Origin of the sequence: Streptomyces sp. NBC_01013, assembly GCF_045162765.1 — a bacterium.
Lineage (GTDB): Bacteria > Actinomycetota > Actinomycetes > Streptomycetales > Streptomycetaceae > Streptomyces.
In genome coordinates, this window is sequence record NZ_CP108687.1 from 7,114,943 (window position 1) to 7,128,690 (window position 13,748).

A 13,748-nucleotide genomic window follows, 5' to 3' on the forward strand; every position below is an offset into this window, starting at 1 on the left:
CGTACATGCGTGGGGGCCGGTGCGGAGAGACTCTCCGGGCCGGCCCCTTTTCCGTACCGGCCTCTCAGGCCGCTTTCACGACCCGGCCCGCTTCCAGCGGCCGGTGCGGGGCGATGATCTGCCCGTCCGGAAGCAGCTCACCGGTGTCCTCGAAGAGCAGGACGCCGTTGCACAGCAGGCTCCAGCCCTGTTCCGGATGGTGCGCCACCAGACGGGCGGCTTCCCGGTCGGCTGAGTCGGCTGTCGGGCAGGGTGGCTGGTGCTGGCACATGGATGGGTTCTTTCGCTGCGTTGATGTGAGTGACTTGCGGCTTGAAGAGGTGTTCATGGCCGCCCCCCGTATCGATCGGTCCGTCCCAGTGTTGCCCCACGGGCGTCAATCCGCAGGGATTTCGCCGCAGCGCTTCCTCTCCTCTCAGGACGCATCACCCGCCCGGACGGTTCGACGCAACTGCACTGTCACTTCGGGTGGTTCGGGGTGGCCGGATGGGGCTAGTCCGGATGGGCACAGCGCTCACCCCGAGGGCACGGTGCCCTGCCACCGAAGGTCGTCGCAGGGCGGAGCCGCAGTCAAGTCCGAAGCCGGGAATCAGGCGGGAGAGCCGAGCAGGGGGCCGGGGCCGGGTGCGATGCGGGTGGTGATCACGGGGAGCAGATCAGCGACCCGGTGCGGGCGGTGTGCCGCGATACCCGGTGGGGCGGGAGCCAGCGGTACCAGCAGATCGGCAGGGGCGGGGGACCCGAGGGATGCGTCGGCCTCGGTGTCCTCGTGCAGCCACAGCGCCAGCATGTAGAGCTCGGGAATGGACAGCAATCTCGGCTGGTAGGGCGTCGCCGCGGCTTCGGCCTGGCGCAGGGCGAGCTCGGTCGAGGCGATGTACGGGCCTTCGAAGAAGTGCGAGAAGGCCCAGCCGTCCGGGGTCAGCATCGTGTCCGCCGCGGCGACGCACCGCTCCGTGCTGCGGATCAGGAAGCGCCATGCGGCAAGCCGCGTGGTGGGTGCGAGCCCGCTCGACCCGGTCCGGTCCAGCACGTGGACGGGGAGCGGGTGTTCGGGGCTCAGCGGTCCCTGGGCGGACCGCAGGGCAGGGGTGCGGGCCTCGCGGACCGCGGTCGGTGAGCCGAGCGCCGCGAGAACGCTGCGCAGAGCGGGCGCGGGAGCCGGGGGTACATGCAACGGCATAGTGGGTCGCCTCTCACTTCGGAGACACGGTGGAGCGTGGGTGGGTGCAGACGGCGCTGTCGGCGTGCGGGGCCAGAGGAGGCCGGTGACTGGGCCGGTGCGTCAACTCTCTGCCTCGTCCGCGGAGTTTATACGACACGTGTTCACACGGTGTTTCCACTAGCCGTCGCAGCTATTGCTGACAAGGCGGTATCCGGACTCAATTATGCGGAGATTATGCTGATTCAGTGCGAGCGGCGCAGCCGCCGCCTCGGATTTTTCCCGCGTGGCGGTAGGCTGAAACGTGTCGGCTCTTTCCCTGCCTGCCGAACGGGAATCTGCTCGCTGCATCATGCCGAGTGAATGTGCCCCCGGCCTCGGCCATCACATTAGCGGGTGCGGGGCCTGCGTGGGGGAGTTATGGATCTCCCCGTCTGGGCATTATCGATCGTGACGCGGGCGGCCTGGGCCGCGGGCCGCCCACTCGAGGAGGGACACTTCGATGGGGGAGAAGGTCGTCGGAGGCGCCTTTGACCTGTCCGACCGGCATCAGTACCGGAAGAAGCTCCACCAGTGCCTGGAGGGGCTGGGGAGGCTCCTGGCGGAGAGGAGGTTCGACCGGCCGCGCAACCTCATGGGCATGGAGATCGAGCTGAATCTGGCCGGGTCCGACGGTATGCCGAAGATGTTGAATGGACAGGTTCTGGATCGGATCGCGAGCCGCGATTTCCAGACGGAACTGGGGATGTTCAATCTCGAAGTGAACATAGTTCCCCACAATCTTTCAGGCCGCGTTCTCGACCAGTTGGCCGAAGAGTTGCGGACCGGCCTTGGATATGCCGACCGGAAGGCTGCCGAGGTCGACGCCGGGATCATGATGATCGGAATACTGCCCACCCTGGGTCGGGAGGACATGGTCCGGTCCAACCTCTCCGACGTGGATCGATACGCGTTGCTCAACGATCAAATGGTGGCGGCGCGGGGCGAGGATTTCTCCCTGGATATCGAAGGCGTGGAGCGACTGGTCTGCACCTCCGGATCGATCACCCCGGAGGCGGCCTGTACGTCGGTGCAACTGCATCTGCAGGTGACTCCGGAACGCTTCGCGGACGTGTGGAACGCGGCGCAGGCCGTCGCGGCGGTGCAGGTGGCGATGGGGGCCAATTCCCCCTTCCTGTTCGGCCGGGAGCTGTGGCGCGAGTCGCGGCCACCCCTCTTCCAGCAGGCCACGGACACCCGGCCGCCCGAACTGCAGAACCAGGGGGTCCGCCCGAGGACCTGGTTCGGTGAGCGGTGGGTCGATTCGGCGTACGAGCTGTTCGAGGAGAACCTCCGGTTCTTTCCCCCGCTGCTGCCCATCTGTGACGACGAGGACCCGCTCCGGGTCCTCGATGACGGCGGGGTGCCACGGCTCCAGGAACTGGTCCTGCACAACGGCACGGTCTACCGGTGGAACCGCCCGGTCTACGGGGTGGCGGACGGCGTACCGCACCTGCGGGTGGAGAACCGGGTTCTGCCCGCGGGGCCGACCGTCGCCGACGTGATCGCCAACACCGCGCTCTACTACGGACTCGTCCGTGCGCTCGCCGAGGAATCCCGCCCGGTGTGGACCAGGATGCCGTTCACCGCGGCGGCCGAGAACTTCGAGACCGCCTGCCGCCGCGGAATCGACGCCGAGCTGCTCTGGCCCCGGCCGGGCCGCTCGGGCGGCCTGACCCGGGTGCCGGCCGTCAAACTCGTCCGGGACGAACTGCTGCCGCTGGCGGCCGCGGGGCTCGACGCCTGGAACATCGAGCCCGCGGACCGCGACCACTACCTCGGGATCATCGAGGAGCGCTGCCGACGGCGGACCAACGGGGCGTCCTGGCAGGCGGACACCTACCACCGGGCCCGCGAGTCAGGTCTGGGGCGGGACGAGGCGCTCGCCGCCATGACCCGGCGGTACGCCGAACTGATGCAGGCCGGTGAGCCGGTGCACAGCTGGCCGGTGGGCGTTCCCGCCCGATGAGGCGGGCGGGGGCGGCCGGTTGCCGCGGCTGCCCCGGGGTGCCCGGCTCCGGGGGTGGAGTACTCCCGCAGCGGTCCGGGGGACCGGTACCGCCCTGGCCGGAGGGGACGGCGGTACCTCTACTCCCCGGCTGCGCGGCCGCTCTGTCCCGCGGTCATGACGGCCTGCAGGATCACCGCTTGGATCTCCGCCGGGTCGCTGACCTGGTACCCGCCTCCACCGGTCACCTTCGCTATCTCGTTCACCTCTTCGCGGTCGGCGTCGGGGCCGACCGCGATGCCGAGCAGCGGTACCGGGCGCTCCGGGTCGTTGAGCTTCGTGAGTTCCGCGATCAGGGCGGTGCGTGAGATGGACCGCTCGTCCTGGTTCGAGCCGTCGGTGAGGATCACGACAGCGTTGAACTTTCCCTTCACATAGGTACGCTGCGCCTCCTTGAAGGCCGCCAGTGCGGTGTCGTACAGACCCGTCGCACCGTCGGGAACGGGCTTCAGCGCGGAGAACGCCGCGGCGAGCTTGTCGCGGTGCGTCCCGCCGCCCTTGGCCGGGTCACCGAGCCGTCCCGTCGCCACCAGCCTGCGGTAGTCCTTGTCCCCGTCGAGCGTGGTGGCGAACTCCCAGAGGCCGATCTCGTCATTCGGGGTGAACTGGTTGAGTGCCTGGATCAGCGAGGCCTTGGTGACGTCCATCCGTGACTGGTTGCGGCCCGGCACGATGGTGGCCATCGACCCGGACGCGTCGACGACCGTGGTGAGCCGCGCGCTCTGCACGGTGATCGTCCACATGCCGAGCGTCTCCTGCAAGGTCTCGTCCGAAGGCGCGATACCGGGCGATGTGGCGTACGGCTGGGGCGACTTGCCGCCGGCCGACGCGACCAGGGCCTCGTCGGCCGTACCGTCGATGGTGCGGAAACCGTGCTGCTCCAGTGTGCGCTGGGCGGCGTCCTCGGAGAGCAGCGTCATGAACCGCAGCGCCGCCCGGCTCTCGTCCGTTGTCTGCTCATCCTCGTTGACCAGGGTGAACGGGTAGTTGAGGAGCGGGGTGCCGTCCTTGGGGTAGAAGAGGTCGAGCTTGCCTCCGTCCGCCGACTCGGTGTTGTGGGCGAACGCGGCCTGCTCGGAGAGGAGCACCGCCTGGTTGCGTGCCGGATTTCCCTCTTCCGCGCCGGAACTGTCCTGGGGCAGGGTCTCGACCACCTGGGTGTCGCCGTCCGACATCCGCTGGGCCAGGAGCTTGGCCGTGGCCGCCGCCCGGGTGTCGCTGTCGCCGCCCAGCTTGTCGGAGGAGGTCCCGATGCTCGTCAGCGCCAGCAGCCCCGTGGCGCTGCGCGCGGGGTCGGCCGAGCCCAGGCGCACCTTGTCGGACTCCATGGCCGCGGCCGTCAGTTCGGCCCAGGAGTACTTCTTCTCGGGCCAGCCGAGGCGCTTGGCGGCGGAGGGCACCATGGCGAGGGTGACGGGTGAGGAGGCGACGGAATCGCCAGGGGTGATCGGGATGGCGTCTCCCGTGCCCTTCGCCCGGTTCAGCCAGAGATCGGAGTCGGGGAGCCACATCTGGTAGTCCGGTACTCCCGTGCCGCGGGCGAGCGCGTCCGCGACCTTGTACGAGTCACGGGCCACCACGTTCACGTCCACACAGTGGCCGTCGGATCTCAGGTCGTCCTTGCGCGCCTTGTCGGCGACGGCACGCACGGCGGGAGCGATGTCCGGTGAGGTCATCATGGTCAGGTGCACGGCGGTGTCCTCGCAGGACTTCGAGAACGACAGCAAGCCGCCCTGTGCCGCGACCGCAGTTCCCGCGGCCACGGCGAGAACGAGCGTGGTGGCGATGGCCACGGTGCGCCGGCGACGCGGCGAACGGTCCCCGCTTCCGTCCGTGGCGTAGTCGTCGGGCAAGCTGTGACGTCCCATGTCGGTGGTGCCCCTCCTTGAGGATGTACAAGGAAAAGGGGGACCGCACCATCGGCAATGGTGCTCGTCCCCCGGCCTGTCGCGCATGATCTTCGTACCTGCATTCGAGACCCTAGCGGGGTGGGGGGCGGCATGGGACGTGAATGCACAACTGAAGGCAGGTGTACAGGTGGAGGTGGGGCGTGTGGCTGATTCTTTTCCTCGGGAGGCCGTCTCACGACGGATCTTGCGGTCCGAGACGGTGCTGGTCCTGGCTCTCTCGCTGGGCGCGAGCGGGGTGTCAGCCCTGATCAGTTTTGTCGGGTCGCTGACGAAACCGGGGGGTTTGAAGGACCAGGCGGCTACGCTCAACAGCTCCTACGCGCCGGGGCGTCCATGGCTGGATCTCGCCTGGCAGCTGTTCGGAATCACGACCGCACTGGTGCCTGTCGCGCTGGTGGCGCACCTGCTGATCCGGGAGGGTGCCGGGCTGCGGGCCATCGGCTTCGACCGAACCGCTCCCTGGGTCGATCTCGGGCGCGGGGCGTTGGTGGCGGCGGGTATCGGCAGTGCGGGGCTTGCCTTCTACATGGTCGCCCGGACCGCCGGTTTCAACCTCACGGTCGTTCCCGAGTCGCTGCCTGATGTGTGGTGGAAGTTCCCGGTTCTCATCCTGTCGGCGATCCAGAACGCCGTGGTGGAGGAGGTGATCGTGGTCGGGTATCTGCTGCGCCGGCTGGGGCAGTTGGGGTGGACTCCGATGGCCGCGCTGGTGGCCAGTTCGGTGCTGCGCGGCTCTTACCACCTGTACCAGGGCATCGGCGGCTTCATCGGCAACATGGTGATGGGCGTCGTCTTCGTGCTGCTGTACCGCCGCTGGCAGCGGGTGGGGCCGCTGGTCGCCGCGCACGCCCTTCTCGACATCGGCGCGTTCGTCGGCTACGCGCTGCTCGCCGGAAAGGTGGGCTGGCTGCCGACGCCGTGAGCCGGGAGAGGCGGGTGCCAGGGGGTGTGCGGGGACGGACCGCACACCCCCTGGCGCGCGTTGTCGTCACAGGGTGACGAGCAGTTCACCGTCCACGACCGTCACCGCACGTCCGGTCAGCAGTGTGCGGTCGCCGCGCAGTGACGTGCGAACCAGTCCGGCCCGGGCGGAGGCCTGCAGGCCCGTCAGCTCGTCGCGGCCGAGGCGGGCCGACCAGAACGGCGCGAGGGCGGTGTGGGCGCTGCCTGTCACCGGGTCCTCCTCGATACCCACGGCGGGAAAGAAGCCGCGGGAGACGAAGTCGTAGCCGCAGCCCGGCGAGGCGGCTGCCGCTGTCGCGATGATGCCGCGCGGTGAGTGCGTGACCAGCGCGGGGAAGTCCGGCGAGAGCCCTCGTACGGCCGCCTCGTCGGCCAGTTCCACGAGCAGATCGCCGATGTGCGGGCCCGTGTCGTGCACGGATACGGGCTCCGCGCCCAGGGCGGCGGCCAGCCCCGGTGGTGTGGCTTCGGGGGTCAGGGGGGCGGTCGGGAAATCGAGTGCGATCGAGCCGTCGTGAGCCGCGGTCGAAGTGAGGACCCCGCACCGGGCGGCGAAGCGCACCGTGCCGCTCGCGGTCGATGTGGTGTGCAGGACATGGGCCGTCGCGAGGGTGGCGTGGCCGCACATGTCGACCTCGGTGGACGGGGTGAACCAGCGCAGCGCCCAGTCGGCGGCGCCGCCCGGCGGCAGCGGGTGGGCGAACGCCGTCTCGGAGAGGTTCATCTCCGTGGCGATCTGCTGGAGTCGCTTGTCCTCGGGGAAGCCCTCCGGGCCCAGCAGCAGGACGCCTGCGGGGTTGCCGGAGAAGGGGCGGTCGGTGAACGCGTCGACGATGCGGATCCTCATGCTCCGACCGTAGGGGCAGAGGGAAGCCGCAGGCCAAGGCCAATTCCGGGTTGGCGGCTCCCAGCGACCTGTCCACCGCTCCTGCACCGCCTGCGAGCGCCCCCTGACACCGGACACCCGCGTCTCCTGAGGGCCGTCCCATCAACCTTCGCTGAGACAGGTCACCGAAATCCCGCACAAGGGGTTTGTCAGCCGATCGGTTCCGATATATCGTTGACGCATCGCGACAGTGCGGTGATAGGCGAACGATCAACGGGAGAAGGAGAACGGTCATGCGTTCACATGGACACGAGCACGGCCATGGACACGGCCATGGGCACGGCCCCTGCGGGCCCGGTCAGCACGAGCGGGGCGACTTCGAGGGGCGTCGGGCGGCCTTCGGTCAGTTCGGCCCGCCGTTCGGCGGCGGCCCCTTCGGTGGCGGCCCGTTCGGCGGAGGGCGCGGCCGCGGTGGTGGCCGGGGGAGAGCGCGCCGCGGTGACGTGCGTGCGTCGATCCTCGCGCTGCTGAAGGACCGGCCGATGCACGGATACGAGATGATCCAGGAGATCGGCGAGCGCAGCGGAGGGGCTTGGCGGCCCAGCCCGGGTTCGGTGTACCCCACCCTTCAGTTGCTGGAGGACGAGGGTCTGATCGTCAGCGCGAGCGAGGGCGGCAAGAAGCTGTTCACCCTCACCGACGCCGGTCGTACCGAGGCGGATTCGGGGGCCGACGCACCCTGGGAGGAAGCCGGGCGCGGCGTCGACTGGGAGAGTCTCAACGAGGTGCGGCAGGCGGGGTTCGGGATGATGGAGGCGTTCGGCCAGGTCTGGAAGACCGGCTCGGCCGAGCAGCGCGAGAAGGCGCTGACGGTCATCAACGACGCCCGGAAGAAGCTCTACCTCATCCTCGCCGACGAGCACTGAGCCCGCGGTGGGAGAGCAGAGGAGAAGTGCGGCGAGGGGCCCTGCGGCGCTGCTGCGGGGCCCCTCGGTGTCGTCGGCGTCACAGTGCCGTCCCGTGGGTGATCAGGCGACGATCAGTCCGTCCAGTCTGCGCAGCGACTCGATGAGGGCCGCGGTGGCCGAGTCCTTCAGTTTGCCGGCCATCAACGAGACGGCGGCCCCGGTGAATTCGCCGTCGATGCGGATCGTGGTGGCGTCCGCGTCCGGCGTCAGTACGTAGCTCATCTTCAGGCTGACCCCCATCGGCCCCTTCCCCGTGGTCGTCAGCAGGCGGCCGTCCTCCAGCTCCGACACCGTCCACGTCACCTCGGCGGGGAACCCCATGAGCTTCATGTTCTCCTCGTAGGTCCCGGCGAGTTCCAGTGTGGCCGGGGGGCCCTTGGGAAAGCTGGTGTGAGTGGCGTTCCACTCCCCGTACGTGCTGAAGTCGGTCAGCTGGGCCCAGACCTTCCCGGCCGGTGCTTCGATGCGCGTCTCTGCACTGACTTCGGCCATACGACCACCCCTTCTCGACGGGTTACGGTGTCGCGGAACGTAGCCGCAGCCGTGAGAACATTCAATACTGATGAAGCGTCAGCTTTGCCGGATCGGTTCCGGTCCGCCAGATCAGGGCCGCGTCGAACCGGTCGCAGGCGCGTGGATGCGGTCCGTCGTCGTGGCAGTGGAACGCTGCCCAGAAGAGATCCGCGCGCAGCGCGTCGGACGGTGCGTGGACGCGGTAGACGTAGTCGCGTCCGTCGAGCGCCGGCAGCGAGACGAGCCAGCTCACCAACGGCACCCCCTCCCGCAGCCGTAACGGTGCTCCGGCCTGTGAGACGTGTACGGGGAGGCTTCCGGTTGCTCCGGGAGCGCGAAGCAAGGCGGCGCGCGCCGTTTGTGTGAAACCGGCCGCGGATCGGCGCGATCTCATCCGCAAGGAGGAGGACTCGCTTCTCTGTGCCCAACTCGGGTGGGATGCGGCAATGCAACTCGACGGGGACGCTTCGGCACATCACGGCTGATGGGGTGGAAGTGTGCAGAACCGGACGCCGCGGATCCCTCAGCAGCCCGCGCAGAACCATCGGGCTGAGTTCGACGCCGGACTCACCCCGGAGCTGGCCGCCGTGGTGACCGGCGCGCGCAGGCGCGCCCTGCGGGACGGCGACCGGCAGATCGACACGGCTCATCTTCTGCACTCCCTCATCGAGTCGGACCCCGAGGTGCGCACCGCTTTCGACGGCGGCCCGCAGTTGGCCCGGGTGCTCGGCTACCTCGTCCAGCGCAGCATCGGATACGGGCTCCGCTGGCAGGGGGCGGTCGAAGGCTCGGGTGCGGTCGTGGCGGACGCGGGTGTGGAGGGCTGGTCGCCCTCGGCGACGTCCGCCATGGCGGATGCGTACCGTCGTGCGCGGTCGACCGGATGTGAAAGGGCCGGCGGCGTTCACCTGCTCGCCGCGCTGGCGGCGGACCGGGGGTGCCGGGCCGTCGAGGTACTGGAGCGGGCGGGCGTCGACGCGGCGCTGCTCGGGGACCGGATCGCGGAGGCGCCCGGCCGGGCGTGAGCAGTCCGTCATGTCAGGGGCACCAATGACATGGGAGTGTTACCCGCGTCAGGCGTCACAGGGGTGACGCTCCTGACGTCACCTGTCATGATGTGCCGATGCACGCGTCTCAGGGGAGAAGCGCCGGCTTGGGACTCGCCCTCGCCTCGGCCTTCGCATTCGGCGGTTCCGGTGTGGCGGCCAAGCCGCTCATCGAGGCGGGGCTCGATCCGCTCCATGTGGTGTGGCTGCGGGTGGCGGGGGCAGCGCTCGTCATGCTGCCCGTCGCCTGGCGCCATCGGAGCCTGGTCCGCAGCCGCCCCGTGCTGCTGCTGGGATTCGGACTGCTCGCCGTCGCGGGCGTCCAGGCCTGCTACTTCGCCGCCATCTCCCGCATCCCGGTGGGCGTCGCGCTGCTCGTCGAGTACCTTGCGCCGGCGCTGGTCCTCGGCTGGGTCCGATTCGTCCAGCGCCGTCCGGTGACGAGGGCTGCCGCCGTCGGTGTCGTCCTCGCGGTCGGCGGCCTGGCCTGCGTCGTCGAGGCGTGGTCCGGACTGAGCTTCGACGCTGTCGGGCTGCTGCTCGCGCTCGGCGCCGCCTGCTGCCAGGTCGGCTACTTCGTCCTCTCCGATCAGGGGAGCGCGGATGCGGCCGAGGGCGTCGAGCCGCCTCATCCCGTCGGCGTCATCGCCTACGGACTGCTCATCGGGGCCGCCGTGCTCACCGCCGTGGCGCGGCCGTGGGGCATGGACTGGTCCGTGCTCGGCGGTGACACCGCCATGAACGGCACGGATGTACCCGCCTGGCTGCTCCTTGTCTGGATCGTGCTGCTCGCCACGGTCATCGCCTATGTGACCGGGGTGATCTCGGTGCGGCTGCTGTCACCCGCGGTTGCCGGTGTCGTTGCCTGCCTGGAAGCCGTCATCGCTACTGTGCTGGCGTGGGTGCTGCTCGGCGAACACCTGGCCGCACCCCAGCTCATCGGTGGTGCGCTCGTGCTCACCGGCGCCTTCATCGCCCAGTCGTCGACGCCCAAGGCGCCTTCCGGCCCGCTCGCTTCGGGGCGGGGCGGTGGGCAGGGGGCGGCCCCCAGGGAATTGCCCGCCGGCCGTGCCGCCTCCTAAGGTGACGATCATGCATCTGACCGTACTTCCGCCTCCTGCCGTCTAGCGCGGGCGGCCACCCCTGACGAAGACCGGGCTCGGGCAGTCCCCGAGCGGTTCGTCGCTGCCCGCGTGCGGAGCCGAGCGACCACCTTCCTGTCTTCCTCTGGAGAAGTCACGTGTCGAACCCTGCTGTCGGCCTGCCCGTCGGGCGGAGCCTGTGCTATCTGATCATTGCCGGAGTGGCCTGGGGTACGGCCGGAGCGGCCGCCTCGCTGCTCTTCGACGCCAGTGATCTCGGCCCCCTGGCTCTGTCGTTCTGGCGCTGCGCGGGCGGCCTCGCGCTCCTGCTTGCCGCGCTCGCGCTGCGGCCCGCCCGCACGGCCGCCGTCGCCGAGTCCGGGCGGCGGCGACTGCTGCGCATCCTGGGAACCGGCGTCGGCCTTGCGGTTTTCCAGACCGCGTACTTCGCGGCCGTCCAGGTCACGGGCCTCGCGGTCGGCACCGTGGTCACGCTCGGCGCGGGCCCCGTCCTCATCGCCGTCGGTGCCCGGCTGATGATGGGGGAACGGCTCGGCCTCGGCGGCCTCGCCGCGGTCGCCGGAGCGCTGACCGGGCTCGCCGTACTGGTGCTCGGAGGCGATGCGGGTACGGTGCGCCCTGCCGGGATCGCGGCGGCCCTGCTCTCCGCGGCGGGCTACGCCGCGATCACCCTGCTCACCCGATGGCTCGGCCGTGACGGCGGGGGCGCCGACGCGCTCTCCACCAGTGCCTGGGCGTTCGGAATCGCCGCGGTCGTCCTGCTGCCGATGGCAGCCGGTGAGGGACTCGTGCCGCGGACGGAGCACGTCACACAGGTGGTGACCCTGCTCGTGTACATCGCGGCGATCCCCACCGCCCTCGCCTACGCGCTGTACTTCGCGGGCGCCGCGGTGGTGCGGGCCGCCACCGTCTCGGTGATCATGCTGCTCGAACCGGTCAGCGCGGCCGTCATCGCCGTCGTCGTGCTCCACGAGCAGCTCACGCCGGCCACCGTCGCCGGGACGGCGCTGCTGCTCACCGCGGTGGTGGGGCTGGCCGTCGCCGAGACGCGAGGTGCCGCGAACGCCCGCCGGGAGGCGGCCGTCCCGGCGTGAGCGGGTGCGGGGGCGGGCCGGTGCGGCAGCGCGCGCTCCGCCCCCGGCTCGTTCAGAGTGTGCTCAGGTATTCCGGGACGGCGATCGAAGGATCGAGGTCGTCCGCCGGAACCGGCTCGGCGTGACCGCGCGTGAGGGGGACGACGCCGGACCAGTGCGGCAGCGCGAGATCCCGTTCGTCGTCGCTCGGACCGCCGGTCCGGACCTTGGCGGAGACCTCGCGCAGGTCCAGCCTGATCACGGCGGTGGCCGCCAGTTCCTTCTCGTCGGCGGGCCGGGAGTCCTTGGAACGCCCGGGGACGACCTGCTCCATGATCGCGTCGAGCGCGATGCGCCGCTCCTCGGGGTCGGTGACCGGGTGCGCCGTGCCATGGACGATCACGGAACGGTAGTTGAGCGAGTGGTGGAAGGCGGAGCGGGCCAGCACCAGCCCGTCGACGTGTGTCACCGTCAGGCACACGGCCAGTCCCTCGTCGCTCCCGCCCGCCGCCCGCAGCGGGCGGGAGCCGGTCGAGCCGTGAACGTAGAGGCGTTCGCCGACCCGGCCGAAGAGCGTGGGAAGGACGACAGGTGCGCCGTCCCGTACGAAGCCGAGGTGGCAGACGTAGGCCTCGTCAAGTATCGAGTGGACCTGTTCCCGGTCGTAGGTGGCCCGGTCGCGGGAGCGGGTCGGGACCGTGCGTCCGGTCGGGGTGTAAGCGGCTGCGGCGTCCGGGGTCGCGGTTTGCTGGGGTTCGGTCTCCGGCATTGCGTACTCCATTGCACTAGTGCATACTGTGTTTTGTGCTAGGAGAGTATCCGATCAGTGGGCGGCGTGCATCGGAAATTGCCGCCAGCGTGGAGCGGGCGGTCGGTTCCGGTGAGTTGACGCCGGGACAAGTGCTGCCTCCGATGCGGGAGTTGGCAAGTGTGTTGGGGGTGAACCCCAACACGGTGGCGGCCGCCTACCGCAGCCTCAGGGAGCGGGGCGTGATCGAGACGGCAGGGCGCAGAGGCAGCAGGGTCCGGCCGCGGCCGGCGAGCACCGCGCGCGGGTCGGTGCGGGTGGAGGCGCCGCCGGGAGTGCGGGATCTGGGGGAGGGCAACCCCGACCCGGCGCTGCTGCCCACGCTGGGGGAGGCCTTCGCCACGGTCACCGACGCGTACGCGCAGGCGCCGGGGATGTATGCGCAGGCGCCTGTGGATCCCGAGTTCGCCGCAATGGCGCGCGCCGGGTTCGACGCGGACGGGGTCCCGGCCGGACCGGTGATCGCCACGTCGGGCTCGCTGGACGCCATCGAAAGGGTTTTGGTCGCCCATCTCAGGCCCGGCGACGCGGTCGCGGTCGAGGACCCCGGCTGGGGCGGTCTGCTGGATCTCGTCCCGGCGCTGGGCATGCGTCCGGTTCCGGTGCCGGTCGACGACGACGGGCCACTGCCCGAGGCCCTCGCCGCCGCGCTGAAGGCGGGTGCGCGTGCGGCCGTCATCACCGACCGGGCGCAGAACCCGACCGGGGCCGCGATCGGAGCCGGGCGTGCGGCCCAGCTGCGGGCGGTGCTGGCCGGACACCGGGATGTGCTGCTGATCGAGGACGACCACGGGCACGCCATCGTCGACCTGCCGCTGCACCCTCTGGCCGGAGCGACGGACCGCTGGGCGTTCGTACGGTCCGTCGCCAAGGCGTACGGGCCGGACCTGCGGGTCGCCGTGCTCACCGGCGACGCGGTCACCGCCGACCGGGTCTCGGGCCGGCAGCGGCTCGGTCCCGGCTGGGTGAGCAGGCTGCTGCAACGGGCGGTGGTGCACCTGTGGAAGGCCGGCGCGGTCGACTCCCGCGAGGTGGCCCGGGCGTACGCGCGGCGCCGTGACGCACTCGTCCTGGCTCTGGAGGACCGGGGCGTCCAGGCGCACGGTCGCAGCGGGATGAATGTGTGGGTGCCCGTGAGCGACGAGACGGGGGCCGTGGCGCGCCTGTTGCACGCGGGCTGGGCGGTGGCGCCCGGAGCCCGCTTCCGGATGACCACGCCCCAGGGGGTACGGATCACCGTGTCGCCGCTCACCGCCGCCGACATCGGACCGCTCGCGGACGCGGTGGCGGCGGCGGCGGGACCGGCGAACCCGCTGAGCTATGGATGAG

The 13,748-nt window shown here is 70.4% G+C and carries 14 protein-coding genes; 7 read left to right on the plus strand and 7 right to left on the minus strand.

The genetic code is table 11. The features are described from left to right. Nucleotides 1–64: 64 nt before the first annotated feature. Entirely contained in the window at nucleotides 65–271 is a 207-nt protein-coding gene (locus OG538_RS31035) for a DUF5999 family protein (RefSeq protein WP_406098744.1), read from the minus strand. A 318-nt stretch (nucleotides 272–589) separates the two neighbouring features. After that, complete coding sequence (locus OG538_RS31040) at nucleotides 590–1,183, minus strand: hypothetical protein (protein ID WP_406098745.1); 594 nt, start codon at nucleotides 1,181–1,183, stop codon at nucleotides 590–592. 481 nt (nucleotides 1,184–1,664) lie between these two features. On the opposite strand from OG538_RS31040, the gene OG538_RS31045 reads away from it, so the two are divergent. After that, nucleotides 1,665–3,170, plus strand: a complete 1,506-nt coding sequence (locus OG538_RS31045) for a glutamate-cysteine ligase family protein (RefSeq protein ID WP_406098746.1) — start codon at nucleotides 1,665–1,667, stop codon at nucleotides 3,168–3,170. 119 nt (nucleotides 3,171–3,289) lie between these two features. Here OG538_RS31045 and OG538_RS31050 read toward each other — a convergent pair whose 3' ends face one another. Then, nucleotides 3,290–5,077: a substrate-binding and VWA domain-containing protein gene (locus tag OG538_RS31050; RefSeq protein WP_406098747.1), complete on the minus strand. Its 1,788-nt coding sequence runs from the start codon at nucleotides 5,075–5,077 to the stop codon at nucleotides 3,290–3,292. Nucleotides 5,078–5,261: 184 nt separating this feature from the next. On the opposite strand from OG538_RS31050, the gene OG538_RS31055 reads away from it, so the two are divergent. Then, nucleotides 5,262–6,041, plus strand: coding sequence for a CPBP family intramembrane glutamic endopeptidase (locus tag OG538_RS31055; protein ID WP_406100376.1), 780 nt, complete (start codon nucleotides 5,262–5,264; stop codon nucleotides 6,039–6,041). 66 nt (nucleotides 6,042–6,107) lie between these two features. On the opposite strand, the gene OG538_RS31060 is transcribed toward OG538_RS31055, so the two are convergent. Beyond that, nucleotides 6,108–6,929, minus strand: coding sequence for a PhzF family phenazine biosynthesis protein (locus OG538_RS31060; RefSeq protein WP_406098748.1), 822 nt, complete (start codon nucleotides 6,927–6,929; stop codon nucleotides 6,108–6,110). Between the two features lie 272 nt (nucleotides 6,930–7,201). On the opposite strand from OG538_RS31060, the gene OG538_RS31065 reads away from it, so the two are divergent. Beyond that, the gene (locus tag OG538_RS31065; RefSeq protein ID WP_406098749.1) at nucleotides 7,202–7,834 is read left to right on the plus strand and encodes a PadR family transcriptional regulator; all 633 of its coding nucleotides are present in this window, start codon (nucleotides 7,202–7,204) and stop codon (nucleotides 7,832–7,834) included. Nucleotides 7,835–7,936: 102 nt separating this feature from the next. On the opposite strand, the gene OG538_RS31070 is transcribed toward OG538_RS31065, so the two are convergent. Continuing rightward, on the minus strand, nucleotides 7,937–8,368 hold the full coding sequence (locus OG538_RS31070; RefSeq protein WP_406098750.1) for an SRPBCC family protein: 432 nt from the start codon (nucleotides 8,366–8,368) through the stop codon (nucleotides 7,937–7,939). 61 nt (nucleotides 8,369–8,429) lie between these two features. Then, nucleotides 8,430–8,642, minus strand: a complete 213-nt coding sequence (locus OG538_RS31075) for a hypothetical protein (RefSeq protein ID WP_406098751.1) — start codon at nucleotides 8,640–8,642, stop codon at nucleotides 8,430–8,432. Between the two features lie 244 nt (nucleotides 8,643–8,886). On the opposite strand from OG538_RS31075, the gene OG538_RS31080 reads away from it, so the two are divergent. The 3 genes from OG538_RS31080 to OG538_RS31090 all read left to right on the plus strand — a co-directional run bounded on the left by OG538_RS31080 (nucleotide 8,887) and on the right by OG538_RS31090 (nucleotide 11,632). Next, nucleotides 8,887–9,414, plus strand: a complete 528-nt coding sequence (locus tag OG538_RS31080) for a Clp protease N-terminal domain-containing protein (RefSeq protein WP_406098752.1) — start codon at nucleotides 8,887–8,889, stop codon at nucleotides 9,412–9,414. Nucleotides 9,415–9,512: 98 nt separating this feature from the next. Then, the gene (locus OG538_RS31085) at nucleotides 9,513–10,517 is read left to right on the plus strand and encodes an EamA family transporter (RefSeq protein ID WP_406098753.1); all 1,005 of its coding nucleotides are present in this window, start codon (nucleotides 9,513–9,515) and stop codon (nucleotides 10,515–10,517) included. Between the two features lie 158 nt (nucleotides 10,518–10,675). Continuing rightward, entirely contained in the window at nucleotides 10,676–11,632 is a 957-nt protein-coding gene (locus OG538_RS31090; protein ID WP_406098754.1) for a DMT family transporter, read from the plus strand. Nucleotides 11,633–11,684: 52 nt separating this feature from the next. Here the strand turns inward: OG538_RS31090 and OG538_RS31095 are convergent, their stop codons facing one another. Next, nucleotides 11,685–12,380: a pyridoxamine 5'-phosphate oxidase family protein gene (locus tag OG538_RS31095; RefSeq protein WP_406098755.1), complete on the minus strand. Its 696-nt coding sequence runs from the start codon at nucleotides 12,378–12,380 to the stop codon at nucleotides 11,685–11,687. Nucleotides 12,381–12,415: 35 nt separating this feature from the next. Between OG538_RS31095 and OG538_RS31100 the strand changes: the two genes are divergently transcribed. After that, nucleotides 12,416–13,747 carry an aminotransferase class I/II-fold pyridoxal phosphate-dependent enzyme gene (locus tag OG538_RS31100; protein ID WP_406098756.1) on the plus strand — a complete coding sequence of 444 codons (1,332 nt, stop codon included), beginning with the start codon at nucleotides 12,416–12,418 and terminating at the stop codon, nucleotides 13,745–13,747. The last annotated feature ends 1 nt before the right edge of the window (nucleotide 13,748 follow it).

Excerpts from the sequence above, each read along its gene's own strand:
- OG538_RS31035 (WP_406098744.1), bottom strand. The coding sequence starts at position 271 with ATGTGCCAGCACCAGCCACCCTGCCCGACAGCCGACTCAGCCGACCGG.
- OG538_RS31040 (WP_406098745.1), bottom strand. The coding sequence starts at position 1,183 with ATGCCGTTGCATGTACCCCCGGCTCCCGCGCCCGCTCTGCGCAGCGTT.
- OG538_RS31045 (WP_406098746.1), top strand. The coding sequence starts at position 1,665 with ATGGGGGAGAAGGTCGTCGGAGGCGCCTTTGACCTGTCCGACCGGCAT.
- OG538_RS31050 (WP_406098747.1), bottom strand. The coding sequence starts at position 5,077 with ATGGGACGTCACAGCTTGCCCGACGACTACGCCACGGACGGAAGCGGG.
- OG538_RS31060 (WP_406098748.1), bottom strand. The coding sequence starts at position 6,929 with ATGAGGATCCGCATCGTCGACGCGTTCACCGACCGCCCCTTCTCCGGC.
- OG538_RS31065 (WP_406098749.1), top strand. The coding sequence starts at position 7,202 with ATGCGTTCACATGGACACGAGCACGGCCATGGACACGGCCATGGGCAC.
- OG538_RS31070 (WP_406098750.1), bottom strand. The coding sequence starts at position 8,368 with ATGGCCGAAGTCAGTGCAGAGACGCGCATCGAAGCACCGGCCGGGAAG.
- OG538_RS31085 (WP_406098753.1), top strand. The coding sequence starts at position 9,513 with ATGCACGCGTCTCAGGGGAGAAGCGCCGGCTTGGGACTCGCCCTCGCC.
- OG538_RS31095 (WP_406098755.1), bottom strand. The coding sequence starts at position 12,380 with ATGCCGGAGACCGAACCCCAGCAAACCGCGACCCCGGACGCCGCAGCC.